The 16,712-nt window shown below is 74.4% G+C and carries 15 protein-coding genes; 5 read left to right on the top strand and 10 right to left on the bottom strand.

Annotated features, from left to right (window positions below; genetic code table 11):
* Positions 1-39: 39 nt before the first annotated feature.
* Together OG294_RS29030 and OG294_RS29025 are read left to right on the top strand one after the other, a co-directional pair.
* Positions 40-405 (top strand): ArsC/Spx/MgsR family protein, encoded by a 366-nt coding sequence (locus tag OG294_RS29030; RefSeq protein ID WP_327069501.1) that lies wholly within the window; start codon positions 40-42, stop codon positions 403-405.
* A 91-nt stretch (positions 406-496) separates the two neighbouring features.
* Positions 497-1,054, top strand: coding sequence for a DUF1697 domain-containing protein (locus tag OG294_RS29025; protein ID WP_327069500.1), 558 nt, complete (start codon positions 497-499; stop codon positions 1,052-1,054).
* A gap of 119 nt (positions 1,055-1,173) precedes the next feature.
* On the opposite strand, the gene OG294_RS29020 is transcribed toward OG294_RS29025, so the two are convergent.
* The 4 genes from OG294_RS29020 to OG294_RS29005 all read right to left on the bottom strand — a co-directional run bounded on the left by OG294_RS29020 (position 1,174) and on the right by OG294_RS29005 (position 5,678).
* Positions 1,174-1,788: a hypothetical protein gene (locus OG294_RS29020; RefSeq protein WP_327069499.1), complete on the bottom strand. Its 615-nt coding sequence runs from the start codon at positions 1,786-1,788 to the stop codon at positions 1,174-1,176.
* Between the two features lie 205 nt (positions 1,789-1,993).
* Positions 1,994-2,713 (bottom strand): hemerythrin domain-containing protein, encoded by a 720-nt coding sequence (locus OG294_RS29015; protein ID WP_327069498.1) that lies wholly within the window; start codon positions 2,711-2,713, stop codon positions 1,994-1,996.
* Positions 2,714-2,958: 245 nt separating this feature from the next.
* Positions 2,959-4,044 (bottom strand): alpha/beta hydrolase, encoded by a 1,086-nt coding sequence (locus OG294_RS29010; protein WP_327069497.1) that lies wholly within the window; start codon positions 4,042-4,044, stop codon positions 2,959-2,961.
* Positions 4,045-4,400: 356 nt separating this feature from the next.
* Complete coding sequence (locus OG294_RS29005) at positions 4,401-5,678, bottom strand: ROK family transcriptional regulator (RefSeq protein WP_327069496.1); 1,278 nt, start codon at positions 5,676-5,678, stop codon at positions 4,401-4,403.
* A 187-nt stretch (positions 5,679-5,865) separates the two neighbouring features.
* On the opposite strand from OG294_RS29005, the gene OG294_RS29000 reads away from it, so the two are divergent.
* The gene (locus tag OG294_RS29000; RefSeq protein WP_327069495.1) at positions 5,866-6,609 is read left to right on the top strand and encodes an SDR family oxidoreductase; all 744 of its coding nucleotides are present in this window, start codon (positions 5,866-5,868) and stop codon (positions 6,607-6,609) included.
* A gap of 31 nt (positions 6,610-6,640) precedes the next feature.
* Here the strand turns inward: OG294_RS29000 and OG294_RS28995 are convergent, their stop codons facing one another.
* The 4 genes from OG294_RS28995 to OG294_RS28980 all read right to left on the bottom strand — a co-directional run bounded on the left by OG294_RS28995 (position 6,641) and on the right by OG294_RS28980 (position 9,789).
* A complete protein-coding gene (locus OG294_RS28995) occupies positions 6,641-6,979 on the bottom strand; it encodes a P-II family nitrogen regulator (RefSeq protein ID WP_327069494.1) in 339 nt (112 codons plus the stop codon).
* 94 nt (positions 6,980-7,073) lie between these two features.
* Positions 7,074-8,192, bottom strand: a complete 1,119-nt coding sequence (locus OG294_RS28990; RefSeq protein ID WP_327069493.1) for a CDC27 family protein — start codon at positions 8,190-8,192, stop codon at positions 7,074-7,076.
* Between the two features lie 122 nt (positions 8,193-8,314).
* The gene (locus OG294_RS28985; RefSeq protein ID WP_327069492.1) at positions 8,315-8,515 is read right to left on the bottom strand and encodes a hypothetical protein; all 201 of its coding nucleotides are present in this window, start codon (positions 8,513-8,515) and stop codon (positions 8,315-8,317) included.
* Positions 8,516-8,520: 5 nt separating this feature from the next.
* Positions 8,521-9,789 (bottom strand): helix-turn-helix transcriptional regulator, encoded by a 1,269-nt coding sequence (locus OG294_RS28980; RefSeq protein ID WP_327069491.1) that lies wholly within the window; start codon positions 9,787-9,789, stop codon positions 8,521-8,523.
* A 348-nt stretch (positions 9,790-10,137) separates the two neighbouring features.
* On the opposite strand from OG294_RS28980, the gene OG294_RS28975 reads away from it, so the two are divergent.
* Positions 10,138-11,094, top strand: a complete 957-nt coding sequence (locus OG294_RS28975; RefSeq protein WP_327069490.1) for a phosphatase PAP2 family protein — start codon at positions 10,138-10,140, stop codon at positions 11,092-11,094.
* Between the two features lie 82 nt (positions 11,095-11,176).
* Here the strand turns inward: OG294_RS28975 and OG294_RS28970 are convergent, their stop codons facing one another.
* On the bottom strand, positions 11,177-14,203 hold the full coding sequence (locus OG294_RS28970) for a bifunctional [glutamine synthetase] adenylyltransferase/[glutamine synthetase]-adenylyl-L-tyrosine phosphorylase (protein WP_327069489.1): 3,027 nt from the start codon (positions 14,201-14,203) through the stop codon (positions 11,177-11,179).
* Positions 14,204-14,409: 206 nt separating this feature from the next.
* On the opposite strand from OG294_RS28970, the gene OG294_RS28965 reads away from it, so the two are divergent.
* Positions 14,410-15,237, top strand: coding sequence for a beta-glucanase (locus tag OG294_RS28965; RefSeq protein ID WP_327069488.1), 828 nt, complete (start codon positions 14,410-14,412; stop codon positions 15,235-15,237).
* 49 nt (positions 15,238-15,286) lie between these two features.
* Here OG294_RS28965 and OG294_RS28960 read toward each other — a convergent pair whose 3' ends face one another.
* Entirely contained in the window at positions 15,287-16,684 is a 1,398-nt protein-coding gene (locus OG294_RS28960; protein WP_327069487.1) for a glycosyltransferase family 2 protein, read from the bottom strand.
* Between the last annotated feature and the right edge of the window lie 28 nt (positions 16,685-16,712).

The following is a 16,712-nucleotide window of genomic DNA, read 5'->3' as shown; positions in this document are numbered from 1 at the left end:
CGGGGCGGCCGAGTTCCCGCGGCGGCATACCCTGGGCGGATGGAGATCTGGATCAACCCCCGCTGCAGCAAGTGCCGCAGCGCGCTCACCGCGCTGGACGCGGCCGAGCTGAACTACACCGTGCGGCACTACCTGGAGGACCCGCCCTCGGTGGCCGAGCTGACGGCGGTGCTCGGGCGGCTGGGCCTGGAGCCGTGGGACATCACGCGCCTGGACGAGGCGGTGGCCAAGGAGCTGGGCATGCGCCAGTGGGAGCGCACGGCCGCGCAGCGGCAGCGCTGGCTGGAGGCGCTGGCGGAGCACCCGATTCTGGTGCAGCGCCCGATCATCACCGCCGACGACGGACACGCCGTCGTCGCCCGCACCCCGCAGGCGCTCCGGTCGGTGCTGCCCGAGCAGTCCTGAGGCGCGTCGGCCGGCTCCGCGGCGCGGTGCCGGATGCGCGTTCGGCCGGATGCGCGGCCGCACGCCCGGCCGGATGCGCGAGACTGGGCGAGTGGCAGACCAGACGACCTTCATCGCCTTCCTGCGCGCCGTCAACGTGGGCGGTCGCACCGTCACGATGGAGCGGCTGCGCACGCTCTTCGGCGAGCTCGGCCTGACCGGCGTACGGACGTACATCCAGAGCGGCAACGTCTTCTTCACGGCGGACGCCGGGGTGGACCGCGCCGCGCTGACCGGCCGGATCGAGGCGCACCTGAGCCAGGCGCTCGGCTACCAGGTGCCCGTCATGCTGCGCACGGTGGACGAGCTGGCGGCCACGCTGGCCCTGGACCCGTTCCACGAGGTGGAGATCACGCCGGAGGTCCGGCTCTGCGTGGTCTTCCTCTCCGAACCGCTCCCCGCCGGCCTCGCCCTGCCGCTGCGCTCCCCCAAGGGCGACCTGGAGGTGATCGCGGCAACGCCCGGCGAGGCCTTCGTGGTCGCCCGGCACCTGCCCGGACGCTCGGCGGCCAACCCGGCGACGGTCTTCGGCAAGGGCTACCAGGGTCACGGCACCAGCCGCTTCTTCCACACCGCGGTCAAGATCCTCGCTGCGGCGCGCAAGGGCTGAGCGGGGCGAGGGCGCTCCGACGCGGCCGGCGCGAACCGCGGTCGGCCCGGCCCCGGCCCCGGACAGCAGCGCGCGGGTCCGCCGCTCGGGCGACGGGCCCGCGGGGACCGGTCGGCGGCTCAGCCGGCGGCCAGGCGCGCCACGGTGGCGGAGCTCAGGGCGAGCGTGTCGGCGGACAGCGGTGCCAGTGCGGCGCGGACGGCGTCCTGGTCGCCCTGCTTGGCGACGGCGACCAGCGCGGCGGCGTCCTTCTGCAGGGCGGCGAGCCGGTCCTCGGCGGCGGCCGTCGGCAGCGGCGCGGCCAGGCGCTGGATCGGCCCGCCCGGGAGCACCCCGGCCGGTACCGAGGGCGCGGACGGCTCGGCGGCTCCGGAGGGCGCGGCGGCTCCGGACGGCTGCGCCGCGTCGCCGGCCGTCGCGGGCAGCACCGACTTGAGCTTCTCCGCCGCCATCCCCAGCTGTCCCAACCTGCCCTGCAGCGCGGGCTCCTCGGTCGCGGTGCCGGAGCCCGGGGCGCTCACGGTGACCAGCTGGTTCACCGCCTGGAGCACGCCGCCGAGCGCACCCATCGCCGCCATGGTCCCGGCCGCGTCGGGCGCCACCGCCGGACTGATCATCGGATGCCGGCGGTCGGCGGCCAGCGGGCTCGCGCTGCTGACCGCGATGCCGGTGGTGGTGGCGATGGCGCCGGCCAGCGCCGTGCTGAGCAGGACCGTGGTCCACTTGCTGTCCATGGGGTCGGGCTTCCTTCCAAGGAGTCGGGGCCTGAGCGGCCTTCCTCCACCTTGGGCACCCACAGTGACGGGCCGCCATCGCGGATAGTCCGAAAGTGGCCCAACTACTGCGCCGCACCGGCCAGATAGGGGCCTGACCAGCAGCTGAGCAGCGGCACCCCGATGGGCCGGCCGACACCGAAAGTCACCACCGGAGCCGGGCCCCTCACTCCCCGATCGGCGAGGTCCCCCACAGCTCCGCCGCGCATCGCGCGTAGACCGCTTGCCAGTGCGGCCAGTGGCGGGCCGTCAGGTCGTCGCACTCGGCCAGCAGCGCCTCGATCTGCTCCGGCGCGACCCCCTCCAGCAGCCAGGCCAGGGCGTCCGGCGTGCCCGGACCGTCGGCCATCCGCAGCAGGTCGAGCAGCTCGCCCAGGGTGCCGGCCCGGGACTGCGGCGGGAGCAGCTTGGCCATCTCCGGCAGCACCTGCTCCTCCTCGATCCGCAGATGGGTCTCCAGCCGCGCGGCCAGCTCCTCAACCGCGTAGGCCACCGGCCAGGCACTGGCCGGGTCCCGGGTGGCCACCCGCATCAGCGTGGTGGTGCGGGTGAAGGAGTGGTCCAGGTTGTGGTGGTCGTCCTCCAGCCAGTTGACCAGCAGCCGCAGCTCCGGGGCGAAGCGGCGCAGCAGCGGCCAGAGCCGGGCGTCCTCCTGCTCGTGGTGGCAGGTGAGCATCGCGGTCATGAAGTCCCAGTGCCGCTGCAGGGCCGCCGCGCCCGCCTCGTCATCGGGCTGCAGCAGGCGCAGCGCGGTGGGCAGCCGGGCGAGATCGCGACGCAGCGCCGCGTGGACCAGGCGCAGGCCGGCGAAACGGACGGGGCGCACGGCCGGCACCACCTCGTGGGAGCCGCGCGGGGCGGGGACGACAAGCAGATGCGGCTGCATGGCACTCTCTTCAGGACTGTCATGGCGGGGGTTCCGGGGCCGGGCGGCGCCGCTTCCCGGAGCGGGCGTGAGCGGGAGGCGCGACGTTGCGGTTCCAGCGTGCTGACAGTCGATCAGAGGCGAATCAACACCGGGTTGCTGCGCAGCTCAGAGGGGGTGCAAGGAGAAAACGGGCGGCGCCGACCGTTCGTCGGCGCCGCCCGTTCCGCTCGCCCGCCGCAGCGGGGTTCACACCGCAGCGGGGATCACGCCGCGGTGGGCCCCTGGAGGTTCTGGGTGAGCCACTGCAGGGTGTCGGGGATCATCTTCTTGAAGTGCGAGGTGAGGTGCTTGCCGCCCGGCTGCTCGTAGTAGTCGATCTTGGTGGGCGGGGCCGCCTTCGCCACCCACGCCTTGACCAGCTTGACCTCGTCCGGCGTGGCACCGCCGGCCGTGGCCAGCATCCGCACGTCCGCCTTGCTCTGGGCGACCAGCACGTCGGGGCTGTTGGCCAGCCGCTCGGCCTCGTGGCCCTTCCAGAACGAGGAGTCCGGGTTCCAGTAGCCGTCGATCGGCACCGCGGCCTTGTAGGTGTCCGGGTGCTGCAGCGCCATCTTGGCGCTGCAGAACGCGCCGGTGGAGGCGCCCATCAGGCCCCAGCCGTCCCGGCTCTTGAGGGTGCGGAAGTTGGCACGCACGAAGTCGGGAACGTCCTGGGACATCCAGGTGCCCATCTTCGGCTGGCCGGGAATGTCGCTGCAGTCCAGGGTCTGCTTCTCGTCGGAGACCAGGTTCTGCACCGGCATCACCATGATGAACGGGTGTGCCTTGCCCTGCTTGACCAGCTGCTCGTCCGCCACCTGGATCGGCAGCTGGTCGTCGGTCCAGGTGTTGTAGCCGTTGCTCTGGCCGCCCGCGTAGAGGGTGAGCACCGGGAAGCCGTAGTTCGCGTACTTGGGGTCGTTGTACTCCGGCGGGAGCCAGACCCACACCTTGCCGGTCACCCCGGACTTCTTGCCGGCCAGCGTGGTCATCATGATCGGCCCGGCCGCGGTGTCCCGCGCCTTGCTCAGCTGGGTCACCGGACCGGTGGGCATCGCCACCGTGGCCGATTCGCCGCTCGGCGACGCCGGGGCGGACGGCGAGCCGCTCGGCGACGCGGCGCCCGACGGGCCGCCGGAGGCACCGGCGGCACCGGCGGCACCGGGCGAGGCCGGGACGGGGGCGGCGACCGGTGCGGCCTTGGCCGCCGGCTTGCCGCCGCCGGACCCGCACGCGGCGAGCGCGCCCGCCAGGACCAGGGCGACGGCGGAGGACAGGACGACACGTGGACGGGCGAGCGGCGGCTGCAAGGTCGGACTTTCCGGGTGGTGGGTGGCGCCCGGACGGATGGGCCCGGGCGGCGGCGACCTGGGCGGAGGTCGGCGGGGTGCTGTCGATCCTACGACGCGCACCCCGGCGAACGTGGTTGCGACCGGGCGGCCCGGCAGCCGGTGACCGGGGCCGTTCCGGCAAAGATCCGCCGATCGGCGGGGGTCGATCGGCCGGTCGGCGGACGCCCGGACGGCGACCGGGAGCCGCCGATCTGACGGGCGTCACTCGCCCGTCGGAACCCGACGCAGCAGCAGCCGGTCGGTCCGCCCGGTGACCGCGCAGCGGTACAGCTCGGCGTACTTGGGTGAGGGTGTACCCGGTGCGACGGGCGTGGTCACAGCAGCCCCAGGGAGGTGAATGGTTCGGTGATGACCCGCTCCAGCACCGGCACCGCGGAGGACCGCACCAGGGTCCGGGCTCCGAAGACGGCGGGCACGATGTCGGCGGCCACCTCGGCGCCGCGGTGGCTGCGCTCGGCCACCTCGGCCCGCAGGTCGTCCAGGTACTCCTCGGCCACCAGGATCCCGCCGGCCAGCACCACCCGGCTCGGATTGAGCAGGTCGACCAGGGTGGCGATGGCCCGTCCGGCCCGCCGGGCCCGGCGGCGGAGCAGCTCCTGCGCGCGCACGTCCCCGCTGCCGGAGCCGGCCGGGCGGGCGGCGGCCACCAGGCGCTCCAGGTCGAGCGAGCCGCCGGCCGCGCCGTGCCCGGTGGGACCGAGCAGGCCGGCCGAGCGCGCCTCGGCGACGAGCGCGAGGTCGCCGGCCGCCGCGCTCAGGCAGCCGGTGCCGCAGCGCGGGCAGCGCACGCCCGGCTCGTCGGTGGCGAGCAGGTGCTCGATGCCGCCGGCCGCCGCGCCGGGGCCGCGGTGCACGGTGCGGTCCACCACGATCGCGGCGCCGAGCACGTTGCCGATGAAGACCAGCGCGAAGTCGTCCACCTCGCGGCCGGCGCCGAACCACAACTCGGCGCGGGCGATGGCGCGCACCGTCTGCTCCAGCACCAGCGGCCCGGGCAGCCTGCCGGTCAGCTCGTCGAGCAGCGCCACCTCGTGCCAGCCGAGCGGCCCGTGCTCGACCACCTGGCCGCGCGCGCCGTCCACCCAGCCGCCAATGCTCACCCCGGTGCCGACCAGGCGGCGCCCGGCCAGCCGCTCGTCCAGGAAGGCCCGCACGCCTTCGGCGGCCCGCGCGGCGATCCGGCGCGGTGTCGGCTCGCCCTCGTCGCCGTGCGCGAGCTCGCGTTCGACCAGTACCCGGCCGTCCAGGCCGACCAGGCCGAAGGTGGTGCGCAGCAGGCCGATGTGCACGCCGAGCGCCACGGTGCGCTCGGGGTCGACCCGCAGCGGCACCCGGGGGCGGCCCTGAGTGGGCTCCACCGGGGCGAGTTCGCCGAGCAGCCCGGCCTCGATCAGGGTGCTGGTGAGCTTGGTGACGCTGGGCGCGGACAGCCCGGTGTGCCGGGCGATCTCGGCCCGGGAGACCGGGCCGTAGGCGAGGACGGCGCGCAGCACGGCGGAGGCGTTGCCCTGCCGCATGTACTCGGCGCGCTGTCCCGGGGTGATCAGGCCCTGGGGCTGCTCGCTGCGGGTGGTCCCCCTGCGGATCGTCACGGTGATCGCCTCCTCCCCGGCACCCTATCGCCCGGCCACCCTTAGTTATTTTCCGAAACTTAGTGATCACCGGCGCTCCTGACAAGACCGCCGCCACCTGCGGCGCGCTCTTCGGTGCGCTCCTACCAATGACAGCGCCGCAACCGGTCGGCGATCATCGGCTCACCACCAGCCCAGGGAGTCCCGCATGCCGCAGCAGATCGCCGTCGTCACCGGGGCCGGCACCGGCGTGGGCCGGGCCGTCGCGCTCGAACTCGCCGCCGCCGGCTGGCAGCTGGCACTCGCCGGACGGCGGGCCGAGCCGCTGCACGAGACCGCCGCGCTGGCCGGGGCGCCCGCCGCCGTGATCCCGACCGACGTCACCGACCCGGCCGCGGTCACCGCGCTCTTCGCCGAGGCGGCCGAGCGCTTCGGCCGGCTCGACCTGCTCTTCAACAACGCCGGCAGCTTCGGCGCGGCCGTCCCCGTCGAGGACCTCGCCGTCGAGGACTGGCGCGCGGTGATCGACCTCAACCTGACCGGCGCCTTCCTCTGCGCCCAGGCCGCCTTCCGGCAGTTCAAGGAGCAGCGGCCGCAGGGCGGGCGGATCATCAACAACGGCTCGATCTCCGCCCACGTACCGCGCCCGCACAGCATCGCCTACACCGCGAGCAAGCACGCGGTCACCGGGCTGACCAAGTCGCTGTCGCTGGACGGCCGGCCGTACCGGATCGCCTGCGGGCAGATCGACATCGGCAACGCCGCCACCGACATGACCGCCGCGATGGGCCTCGGGGTCCGCCAGGCCGACGGCCGGATCGCGCCCGAGCCCACCATGGACGTGGCGGACGTGGCCCGCACGGTACGGCAGATGGCCGAGCTGCCACTGGAGGCCAACATCCAGTTCGCCACCGTGCTGGCCACGAACATGCCCTACATCGGGCGCGGTTGAGCCGGTCCGCCGGGAGGGACCGGGACCGGGCTCAGAGCGCGTCCGGGCCGCGTTCGCCGGTGCGCACCCGGATCAGGGTGTCCACCGGGACCATCCAGACCTTGCCGTCGCCGATCTTCCCGGTCCGGGCGGCGGCGACCAGGGCCGCGATGACCGGCTCGGCGTCGTCGTCGGCCACCACCACCTCGAGCCGCACCTTGGGGACCAGGTCGACCCGGTACTCCGCACCCCGGTACACCTCGGTGTGCCCGCGCTGCCGGCCGTAGCCGCTGACCTCGGTGACGGTCAGGCCGTGCACCCCGAGGTCCTGCAGTGCGGTCTTGACGTCGTCCAGCTTGTAGGGCTTGAGGACGGCGGTGATCAGCTTCATACCGCGTGATGGTAGCGATCGGTGTGCCGACGACACGTCAACCTCGCCTGCGACCAGCACTTTCACTCAGCACTTGACACACTTTGACTGCTTGTCAGGAGCCGGCCTGCCGCCGGCCGGTCACCGGGGCGGCGGCCGGCAGCCCCAGCACGGTCAACGCCGTCCGATAGGCCGCCATCGCGAGTCCCGTCTGCTCACGCTCGGCCCAGGAGTCGCCGAGCCGGCGCCACAGCAGGGCCACCGAACGGTGCTCACCGGCCCTGGCCAACAGCATTCCGCAGCGCAGCAGCTCGGCCTCGCCGAGAGCCGCTTCGCCGCCCGCCAGATGGGCCCGCCCGAAGGCCAGGGCGAGCGCCGCACGCTCGTGCGCCAGGTCCTCACCGGTCGCCTCCACCAGCAGTACGCCGCGCTCGGCCCACTCCAATGCCGCCTCTGGATCGCCGAGTTGGACCAGCACCTCGGCCAACAGTGCGACGCAGAAGACCACTTCACCGACCCCGGCGCTGTCCCGCAGGATCTCGTAGGCAGCAGGCAGCAGTTGGGCCGCCCTGGCCGGCTCGCCCCGGGCCACCAGCACCAGGGCCAGGTCGCACCGGAGCAGGCCCTGGTGCCGGGCATTGTCCGTCTCCGCCATCAACACCAGTGCCCGCTCGGCGAGTTCCAGCGCCTCGTGGTAGCGGCCGAGCTCCCGGGCGATCAGCGAGGCGTTCCACTCCAGCGCACCGCGGGTCTCCCGGGAGCCGGTCGATCCGGCCAACGGCAGCAGCCGTTCGGCCAGCAGCCTGGCCGAGACCAGGTCGCCGCGCTGGACGTAGCAGCTCGTGAGGGTCGAGCCGAGCTGCAGGTGCTCGTCCAGGAGCGCGGGCCGGCGCAGCCGCAGCTCGCGCAGCGCCCGCTCGCCGACGTCCACGCTCATCGCCTGGTCCCCGACGTCCCGGTAGCAGCGGCACAGCGCCATCGAGAGCAGGGCCCAGTCCGCGCTGCCGACCTCGGTCCCCGGCTCCGCCAGCAGGTCGCGGTAGGCGCCGATCGCCGCCTCCAGGCGGCCCAGCTTCTCCAGCGCCCAGGCCCGCCCGCGCCGGGCACGCCGGGCAGTGGCCGGGTCGGGCGGCGGGTCGGCGGCCAGCACCCGGACGAAGACGGCCAGCGCCTCGGCGTCGCCACCGTTGCGCAGCGCCAGCTCGGCGAAGGCGGTGTCCAGCCGCAGCGTCACGGGCCCGTCCTCCTGTCGTGTTGCCCCCACCGACCACCGACCGTCGACCACCGCTGGCGGATCGCCGACCAGTGCAACTGCCTTCACCGGGTGGTGACTTGAACCCAGGCTACGCGCCCGCTTCAGGGCCCCGCGGGCCGCAGCACCAGCGGCAGCGGAGCCGCGCCCGACAGGCCGGCCGCCGCGAGGCCCTGACGGTAGGCGTTCATCGCCGCCTCCGGCCGGCCGTGACCGAGCCACTGATCGCCCAGCGCCCGCCAGGCCTCCGCGCGCTCGCGCCCGGCGACCACCCCGGCCGTGGCCGTCTCCAGCAGCCGGGCCACGGTCGTCAGGGCCGCGCCCGCCTCCCGCGCGCGGCCCTGCAGCCGGCGGGCCTCTGCCCGGCGACCACCCCGGCCGTGGCCGTCTCCAGCAGCCGGGCCACGGTCGTCAGGGCCGCGCCCGCCTCCCGCGCGCGGCCCTGCAGCCGGCGGGCCTCGCCCAAATGCAGCCAGGCCCGGACGCCGATCATGCCCTGGTCGGTGCCGGCCAGCTCCAGCGCGCGGCGGGCCTGCGCGGCCCCCGCCGCGTACTCGCCCAGCAGCAGCTCCGCCCGGGCCAGGCTCAGCGCGCAGCCGGCCCGGTCCGTCCCGCACCCGCGGCGGGCCAGCTCCCGCTCGGCCGATGCGAGGTACTCCTTGGCCAGCACCGGCTCGGGCGCGGGGCCCTCCAGCAGCAGCGCCCCGTAGCCGGCCCGCAGCAGACCCAGCTGACGGGCCAGCTCCTCCGCCGCGGGCAGCACGAGCGCGCGCTCGGCCAGGGTGAGCGCGAGCCCGGTGTCCCCGCGCTGCTGGGCGCGACGGCTGGCGTGCCGGAAGACGGCGGCACGGGCGGGCGGAGCACCGGTGCGCCCGCTGTGCGGCAGCAGCCGGTCGGCCAGCGCCCTGGCCTCCGCCAGGCGACCACTGCGGTGGTGCGCCTCCAGCAGCACCACGCCCAGGGCCAGGTGGTCCTCGGTGTCGGCGGCGAACACCTGGTCCAGCCGGGCCAGTGCGCCGCGGCCCAGCTCCCCGGCGCTGGCCGGCTCGCCCACCCGCAGGTGGCAGCGGCACAGCGCCACCGCCAGCCGCAGCCAGGCGGCCGATCCCGCGCCGAGCGCCGGATCGCGGTACAGCTCGTGCAGGACGGCCAGCGCCTCGCCCGGGCGGTCCAGCTCCTCCAGCGCGTGGGCGCGGGCGAGCCCGGCCCGGCGCCGGGTGTCCTGGTCGATCGGCGGCGGCTCGGCCAGCACCGCCTCGCAGGCCGCCAGCCCCGAGCCGTACTCCCCGCCGTGCAGCGCGAGCTCCCCGAGGGTGACCCGCAGCAGCAGATCCCGCTGGCGTTCCAGCTCGTGGTCGCGCTCCTGCCCGGTGCGCAGGTACTCCACGGTGCAGCCGAGCCCGCCGGCCAGCCTGCGCAGGATCGCCGGCGTCACGGCGCGCTTGCCGGACTCCAGCAGCGACAGATAGCTGACCGACAACCCCTCGCCGGCCAGGTCGCTCTGCTTCAGACCGCGCTCGCGGCGCAGGTCCCGCAGTCGTCGGCCGATCTCCGCTGTCGCGTCCTGCCCGGATTCCATGCCCGCCCTTGCCTCTACTGTCCGGCGCTGACCAAGCACCGATGGTGACTTGACTCCCTTGTTTACAGGATTGACAACGCCGCTCCAAGAGCCCGGACGCAATGCGCGACAGCCCTTGCCACGCCTGGAAGCCGAAGCCGCGCGAATCCCGCCTCGCACCTGGAGTTGCGAACGCGTAACAATGGAACCCATGTGTGTCCCTCCGACGCGCCCCGATCGCGCGTACCGTGCCGCCTCCCCCACCCCGGTCGGGGGCAGCCGCCTCGCACTGTGGGAGGACAAGCGGTGATGAATCCACGACCAGAGGATGATCGGACGGGTACGGAACGTCTGGCAGACTTCTCGTCCATGGGGGAACCGACCGACACCCGGACGCAGGACGGCGACGAAGCCGCCCAGCTCCGTCACGACAGCTCCGTCCGAGCCACCGGCCGTCCGGCCGACGAGGCCGCGGACGGAGCCGGCGGCAGCACCGCCCTGCGCACCGAAAGGTCGCTGCGCAGTCGGATCACCGCGCAACGCCGCATCCCCGCCCGGCCCCGGCTCTGGTTCGAGCTCGCGCTGATCGGCCTCAGCTACTGGCTGTACTCGCTGGTCCGCAACGCGTTCCCGACCCAGGCGGCGGTGGCACAGCAGCACGCCGACTGGGTCTGGCACGCCGAGCAGTTCCTCGGCATCGCCGTCGAGCGCTCGATCAACCACGGCGTCAACTCGGTCACCTGGCTGATCGTCGGGATGAACTACTACTACGCCACCCTGCACTTCGTGATCACCATCGGCGTGCTGGTCTGGCTCTACCGCAGCCATCCCGGCCGCTACGCGGCCGCGCGCACGGTGCTCTTCATCACCACCGGCGTCGCGCTGCTCGGCTTCTACTTCTTCCCCCTGGCACCGCCGCGGCTGGCCGGTTTCGGCTTCATCGACACCGTCACGGTCCACCACACCTGGGGCTCGCTGGCCTCGGGGGCGGCGGCCAGCGCCACCAACCAGTTCGCCGCGATGCCCTCGATGCACATCGGCTGGTCGGTGTGGTGCGGGCTGACGATCTTCTTCCTGGCCGAACGCACCTGGGTGCGGGCGCTGGGGCTGGTCTACCCGCTGCTCACCCTGACGGTGATCATCTCCACCGCCAACCACTACTGGATGGACGCGGGCGGCGGCCTGCTCTGCCTGGGCATCGGCTTCGTCGGCACCCGGCTGGTGTACCACCGCTGGGCCTACCAGTTCCCGCAGATCCCGGCCTCCTGGCAGAAGGCGGCGGTACCCGAACAGCGGCCCACCCCGGTGGCCGCAGGACGCCGCTAGCACCGGCCCGGCGCGTGCAGCGCCGCTCAGCCGCTCGTTCAGCCGTCCGCACCGCCGCTCGGCCGTGCACCCGGCCGCCCGCTCAGCCGTAGAAGAGGCGCTCCACCACCGTCCGGGCGCGCCGGGTGGCCCGCCGGTAGTCGTCCATCAACTCCCCGCTGTGCCCCGCCCCGTACCCCAGGTAGCGGGCCACCTGGGCCAGCTCGCGCGGCTCGTTCGGGAAGCTGTCCCCCGGGCGCCCGCGCACCAGCATCACCGCGCCGCGCACCCGCGAGGCCAGCACCCAGGCGGTGTCCAGCACCTCGGCGTCCTCGCCCGCCAGCAGGCCCGCCCGGGCGGCTGCGAGCAGCGCCTGGCGGGTCCTGGTGGTGCGCAGCCCGGGCAGCTCGTGGCCGTGCCGCAGCTGCAGGAGCTGCACGGTCCACTCGACGTCCGCGAGGCCGCCGCGGCCGATCTTGGTGTGGGTGGTCGGGTCGGCCCCGCGCGGCAGCCGCTCGCTCTCGATCCGCGCCTTGATCCGCCGGATCTCCAGCAGGTCCCGCTCGGGCACCCCGCCGAGCGGGTAGCGCAGCGGGTCGATCAGCTCCCGGAACCGCTCCCCCAGCTCCGCGTCCCCCGCCACCGGCTCGGCCCGCAGCAGCGCCTGGCTCTCCCAGACGTGCGACCAGCGCGCGTAGTACGCCGCGTACGAGCCGAGCGTGCGGGTCAGCGGCCCCTGTCGGCCCTCGGGACGCAGATCGGCGTCGACCAGCAGCGGCGGCTCGGTGGAGGGCGCGGCCAGCAGGGTGCGCAGCTCGTTGCAGACGGTGCGGGCGGCGGCGGTGGCGTCGTGCCGGGTGTCGGGCAGCGCCTCGTGCACGAAGAGCACGTCGGCGTCCGAGCCGTAGCCGAGCTCACGGCCGCCGAACCGGCCCATCGCGATCACCGCGAGCCGGGCCGGGAAAGCCTCGCCGTGTGCCTGTTCCCAGCCCGCCGTGCAGGCGGCCAGCGCCCCGGCGAGGGTGGCCGCGTTGAGGTCGGTGAGCGCGGTGGCGGCGGCGTCCAGGGCCTCGCCCGGATCCTCGCCGAAGCGCCCGAGCAGGTCGGCGGCCGAGGTGCGGAACAACTCGCGGCGGCGCACCGAACGGGCCGCGGCCACGCCCGCCGCAGCGCTCGGCGCCCGGCCGACCGCCGCCCGCACCTCCTGCTCCAGCGCGGCCCGCCCGCGCGGCACCAGCCCCTGCGGATCGCCCAGCATGGCCACCGCCTCGGGCGCGCGCAGCAGCAGGTCCGGGGCCAGCCGACCGGCCGACAGGATCCGGGCCAGCTGCTCGGCCGCCGCGCTCTCGTCCCGCAGCAGGCGCAGGTACCAGGGCGTGCGGCCGAGCGCGTCGGAGACCTGGCGGAAACCCAGCAACCCCGCGTCCGGGTCGGCGGAGTCGGCGAACCAGGCCAGCAGCACCGGCAGCAGGGTGCGCTGGATGGCGGCCTTCCGGCTCACCCCGCTGGCCAGCGCCGTCAGGTGGCGCCGGGCGGCCGGCGGATCGGCAAAGCCGAGCGCCTTGAGCCGCTCCTCGGCCGCCTCCTGGCTCATCGCCGGGGTGCCCGGGGTGAGCGCCTCGCCGGCCGACAGGTCGGCCACGGCCGCCAGCAGCGGACGGTAGAAGAGCTTCTCGTGCAGCCGGCGCACCTCCAGGGCGTGCCGCTTCCACTCGCGCTCCAGCGCCGCCACCGGATCGGCGCGGGTGTCGCCGTTGATCATCGGCGCCATCGAGCGGGCCAGCCGGCGCAGGTCGGCCGGGTCCTTGGGCATCAGGTGGGTGCGCCGCAGCCGGTGCAGCTGGATCCGGTGCTCCAGCTCGCGCAGGAAGCGGTAGGCGGCGTCCAGCGAGGCGGCGTCCGCCCGCCCGACGTAGCCGCCGGCCGACAGTGCGGCCAGCGCCTCCAGCGTGTTGCCGCTGTGCAGGCCCGCGTCGGTGCGGCCGTGCACCAGCTGGAGCAGCTGGACCGAGAACTCCACGTCGCGCAGCCCGCCGGGGCCGAGCTTGAGCTGGCGGTCCAGCTCGGTGGCCGGGATCGCCTCGATCACCCGGCGGCGCATCTGCTGCACGTCCGCGACGAAGTTCTCCCGCTCGGCCGCCTGCCAGACCAGCGGTGCCAGCGCCGCCACGTACGCCTCGCCCAGCTCGGTGTCACCGGCCACCGGGCGGGCCTTCAGCAGCGCCTGGAACTCCCAGGTCTTGGCCCACCGCTGGTAGTAGGCGAGGTGGCTGGCCAGGGTGCGCACCAGCGGCCCGTTGCGGCCCTCGGGACGCAGGTTGGCGTCCACCGGCCAGATGGTGCCCTCCCGGGTGGTGTCCGAGCAGAGCCGCATCATGGCGGCCGCCAACCGGTTGGCGGCGCTCAGCGCGAGGTGCTCGCCGACCCCCTCACGGGCCTCGGCGACGAAGATGACGTCCACGTCGGAGACGTAGTTGAGCTCGCGGCCACCGCACTTGCCCATGCCGATCACGGCCAGCCGGCAGGCGTCGGCGGCGGCCGGTTCCTGCTCGGCGGCGATCATCAGCGCGGTGCGCAGGGTGGCGCCGGCCAGGTCGGCCAGCTCGGCGGCGGTCTGCGCCAGATCGGTGGTGGCGGTCAGATCGCGCGCGGCGATGGTCAGCAGGCAGCGGCGGTAGGCGGCGCGCAGCGCGTCGGCCGGCTCGCCCTCGGCGGCCCGTACCCGCTGCTCCAGCTCGCGCCGGAACTCGCCGGTGCCCGGGTGCATGTCGCGCTGTTCGAAGGTGACCAGGGCGTGCCAGTCCTGCGGGTGGGTGGCCAGGTGGTCGCCGAGCGCGGCCGAGGCGCCGAGCACCCCGAGCAGCCGGTCGCGCAGCGGCTTGGAGGCGGTCAGGGTGTCTCGCAGGGCGTGCCGTTGGCTCTCGCCGAGCGCTTCGAGCAGCCGGGCCAGGCCCAGCAGGGCGAGGTCGGGGTCGGCGGTGGCGCCGAGCCCGTCGAGCAGGATCGGGTCATCGGCCAGCCCGTGCAGGGCGGGGGCGGACAGCCGGCGCACGGCCGCCTCGGGGTCGGTGAACCCCCGGCGGACCAGCCGGTTCTCGGGCCTGCTGACGCGGCTCCCAGCGGAGGTCATCGCACTCCTCGTCGCTCATATGATCAGCATTTAGCCTAGGCGCTTTTCCCAGTCATTCCCCGCCGTGGCCCCCCGACGCACAACCGCCGTGGGCCCGGCCCGGTCCACCCGGACGGCCCAAGGCGCGCTGCGCGCCACGCCGACGACGGTGGAGGGTGGACAGCGCACGGGCCGCTCGGGCCCGCCGCCGCACCCGAGGGGTGTCCATGCGCCTGATCAGCCTGCCGCTCGGCCTGATGACGGCCATCGCGCTGACCGTCTCGACCGCCACCGTCGCCGGCGCCGCTCCCGGCGCCGGCACCTCAGCACCGTTCGCGGCGGCCACCGTCGCCTTCACCGACGACTTCCACACCCTGGACGTGGGCCCGGGCCACACCTGGGGCTGGCAGACCGGCGCCTACCAGGACTGCGTGGACAACCAGCACGACTTCAAGCTCGACCACCTCAGCGAGTCGGCGCTGAGCGCCGCCGGCGGCCACCTGACCATCACGGCCTCCCCGCGTCCCGACGGCAACTGGGACACCGGCCTGCTGACCACCGGCGACTCCTGCGACACCGGCGGCGACGGCACCGAGATCCGCACCGGCGACCTGATCATGGCCCACGTCCGGCTGCCCGACGCCGACTCCGGCGCCTGGCCCGCGCTGTGGAGCTGGCGGGACGGGCAGAACGAGGTCGACGTCTTCGAGTGGCAGGCCGACCACCCCGGCACGCTGGAGTTCGTCAACCAGGTCCACAGCGGCACCGGCCGCTACACCAACGCCGCGGTGTCCGCCGACGGCTGGCTCTACGTCGGCGCCCGGCTGGGCGCCGACAACACCACCTGGTACGTCGGCCCCAGCCTGGACCACCTCGCCGTCGCCTACGCCGACCACAGCGGGGTCGGCCCGGACTTCGCGGCCTACCCGGTGCTCAGCCTCTCCGTCAACAACGGCGTCTACCACCCGGCCCCGACCACCTCGAAGCCGATCTCCTTCAGCGTCGACTCGCTGACCGTCTACCGCCCGGCACCACCCGGCCTGCCCGACTCCTGAGGCCTGTGCGACGCCTGACCGTCCGTCAGCCGCCTCGCCGCGGTGGCCGTCAGGCCTGCACGGATGCCTGCGCGGAGCGCAGCTCGGCGTTGCGCCGGGTCTTGACCCAGCCGTTGCGGCCCTTGACGAACCGTCCCGCCGCCCGCCAGGTGCACAGGCAGTAGAGCCAGATGTAGCAGGAGTAGGCCACGCCCCAGCCGAGACAGCGCCACAGGCCCGCCGCCCGCTCGCACTTGAGCCAGTAGAGCGGGCCCCAGATGGTGAACTGGATGACGCTCAGCACCAGGTAGGCCAGCAGCAGGCCGTAGCCGCCACCGCTCGACAGGAACGCGCCGAGCGCCTCCGGATGGCGTACGAAACGCACCGCCAGCAACACCGCCAGGGCCGGGAAGACCACGCTGCCGAACAGCTGCAGCCAGGGCTGCAGGAGGCAGTAGGTGATCTCCAGGACGCCCATCGTGGTCAGCTTCCGGGAGTCCCAGATCCGCGGCAGGTAGCGCATGCACTGCATGGCGCCCTGGCTCCAGCGGGCCCGCTGGGCGAGCAGTTGCCGGACGTTCCACAGCCCTTCCTGGTCCACCCAGGTGTCCCGGGTGAACGCGGTGCGCCAGCCCGCCAGGGTCAGCTGGAGGCCGAGCTCGTAGTCCTCCAGCAGCGAGCCGCCCCACGGCCCGCCGCCCTCGCCGGTCGTGGTGGCCTCCTGGAGTGCGATCCCCTGCAGCGCGGAGAGCCGGGTGAACTGGCCGTTGCCGCCCATCGCCACCGTGCGGGTCATCCGCCGGCTGAGCTGCACGGCCGGGATCGCGGTGCGGAACTCCAGGTCCTGCATCCGGACCAGGGTGCGGGCCAGCAGGTTGCGCACCAGGTAGGGGTGGGGCAGCGGCCGGCGCTCGTCCCGGTTGGCCATCCGCACCTCGATCTGCACCGCCGCGATCCCGGGGTCGCCGAAGAGGTGGTCGGCGGAGATGATGCCCAGGCAGCCCGGGCCCGGGGTGCCGTCCGCGTCGAACACCCCGACGATCACCCGCTCGGGCGCGACGTCCTCGGGCAGCCACGCGCACAACGCGCGGTAGGCGGCGTTCAGCGCCGCCCCCTTGCCGGTCCTCGCCTGCGGCAGGACGCGCTGGACCAGGTGCACGTACGGATCGGTGGCCGCGGCCTCGCTGATCACCCGCGCCGTCCCGTCGACCGAGGCGTCGTCGATCACCCACACGTGCAAGGCCGGGTGCAGCCCGCGCAGCCGGGCCAGCGTCTGGCCGATGACGGCCTCCTCGTCCCGGCAGGGCACCAGCACGTGCCAGTCCAGTGCCGCCGCGTCGCCCGGCGGCCGCGGCCTGCTGCGCAGCAGCGGCGTCACCAGGACGGCCACGTAGGCGACGAAGACCGCGCCCAGCAGCAGGGAGACCGCCATGGCGAAGCTGAGCACCGTGCCGGCGGAGTGGTTCACGGGGTACCGCCTCTCGATCCGCTGGGCC

The sequence above is a fragment of the Kitasatospora sp. NBC_01302 genome, assembly GCF_035976515.1.
In the GTDB taxonomy this organism is placed as follows: Bacteria; Actinomycetota; Actinomycetes; order Streptomycetales; family Streptomycetaceae; genus Kitasatospora.
Note: the sequence above shows the minus strand (reverse complement) of the source record. Positions and strands in the feature narration are given on the sequence as shown.

What these genes read in the sequence shown, in the direction of transcription:
- OG294_RS29030 (WP_327069501.1), top strand. Translation starts at nt 40, where the DNA reads ATGGAGATCTGGATCAACCCCCGCTGCAGCAAGTGCCGCAGCGCGCTC.
- OG294_RS29020 (WP_327069499.1), bottom strand. Translation starts at nt 1,788, where the DNA reads ATGGACAGCAAGTGGACCACGGTCCTGCTCAGCACGGCGCTGGCCGGC.
- OG294_RS29015 (WP_327069498.1), bottom strand. Translation starts at nt 2,713, where the DNA reads ATGCAGCCGCATCTGCTTGTCGTCCCCGCCCCGCGCGGCTCCCACGAG.
- OG294_RS29000 (WP_327069495.1), top strand. Translation starts at nt 5,866, where the DNA reads ATGCCGCAGCAGATCGCCGTCGTCACCGGGGCCGGCACCGGCGTGGGC.
- OG294_RS28995 (WP_327069494.1), bottom strand. Translation starts at nt 6,979, where the DNA reads ATGAAGCTGATCACCGCCGTCCTCAAGCCCTACAAGCTGGACGACGTC.
- OG294_RS28980 (WP_327069491.1), bottom strand. Translation starts at nt 9,789, where the DNA reads ATGGAATCCGGGCAGGACGCGACAGCGGAGATCGGCCGACGACTGCGG.
- OG294_RS28975 (WP_327069490.1), top strand. Translation starts at nt 10,138, where the DNA reads ATGGGGGAACCGACCGACACCCGGACGCAGGACGGCGACGAAGCCGCC.
- OG294_RS28970 (WP_327069489.1), bottom strand. Translation starts at nt 14,203, where the DNA reads ATGACCTCCGCTGGGAGCCGCGTCAGCAGGCCCGAGAACCGGCTGGTC.
- OG294_RS28965 (WP_327069488.1), top strand. Translation starts at nt 14,410, where the DNA reads ATGCGCCTGATCAGCCTGCCGCTCGGCCTGATGACGGCCATCGCGCTG.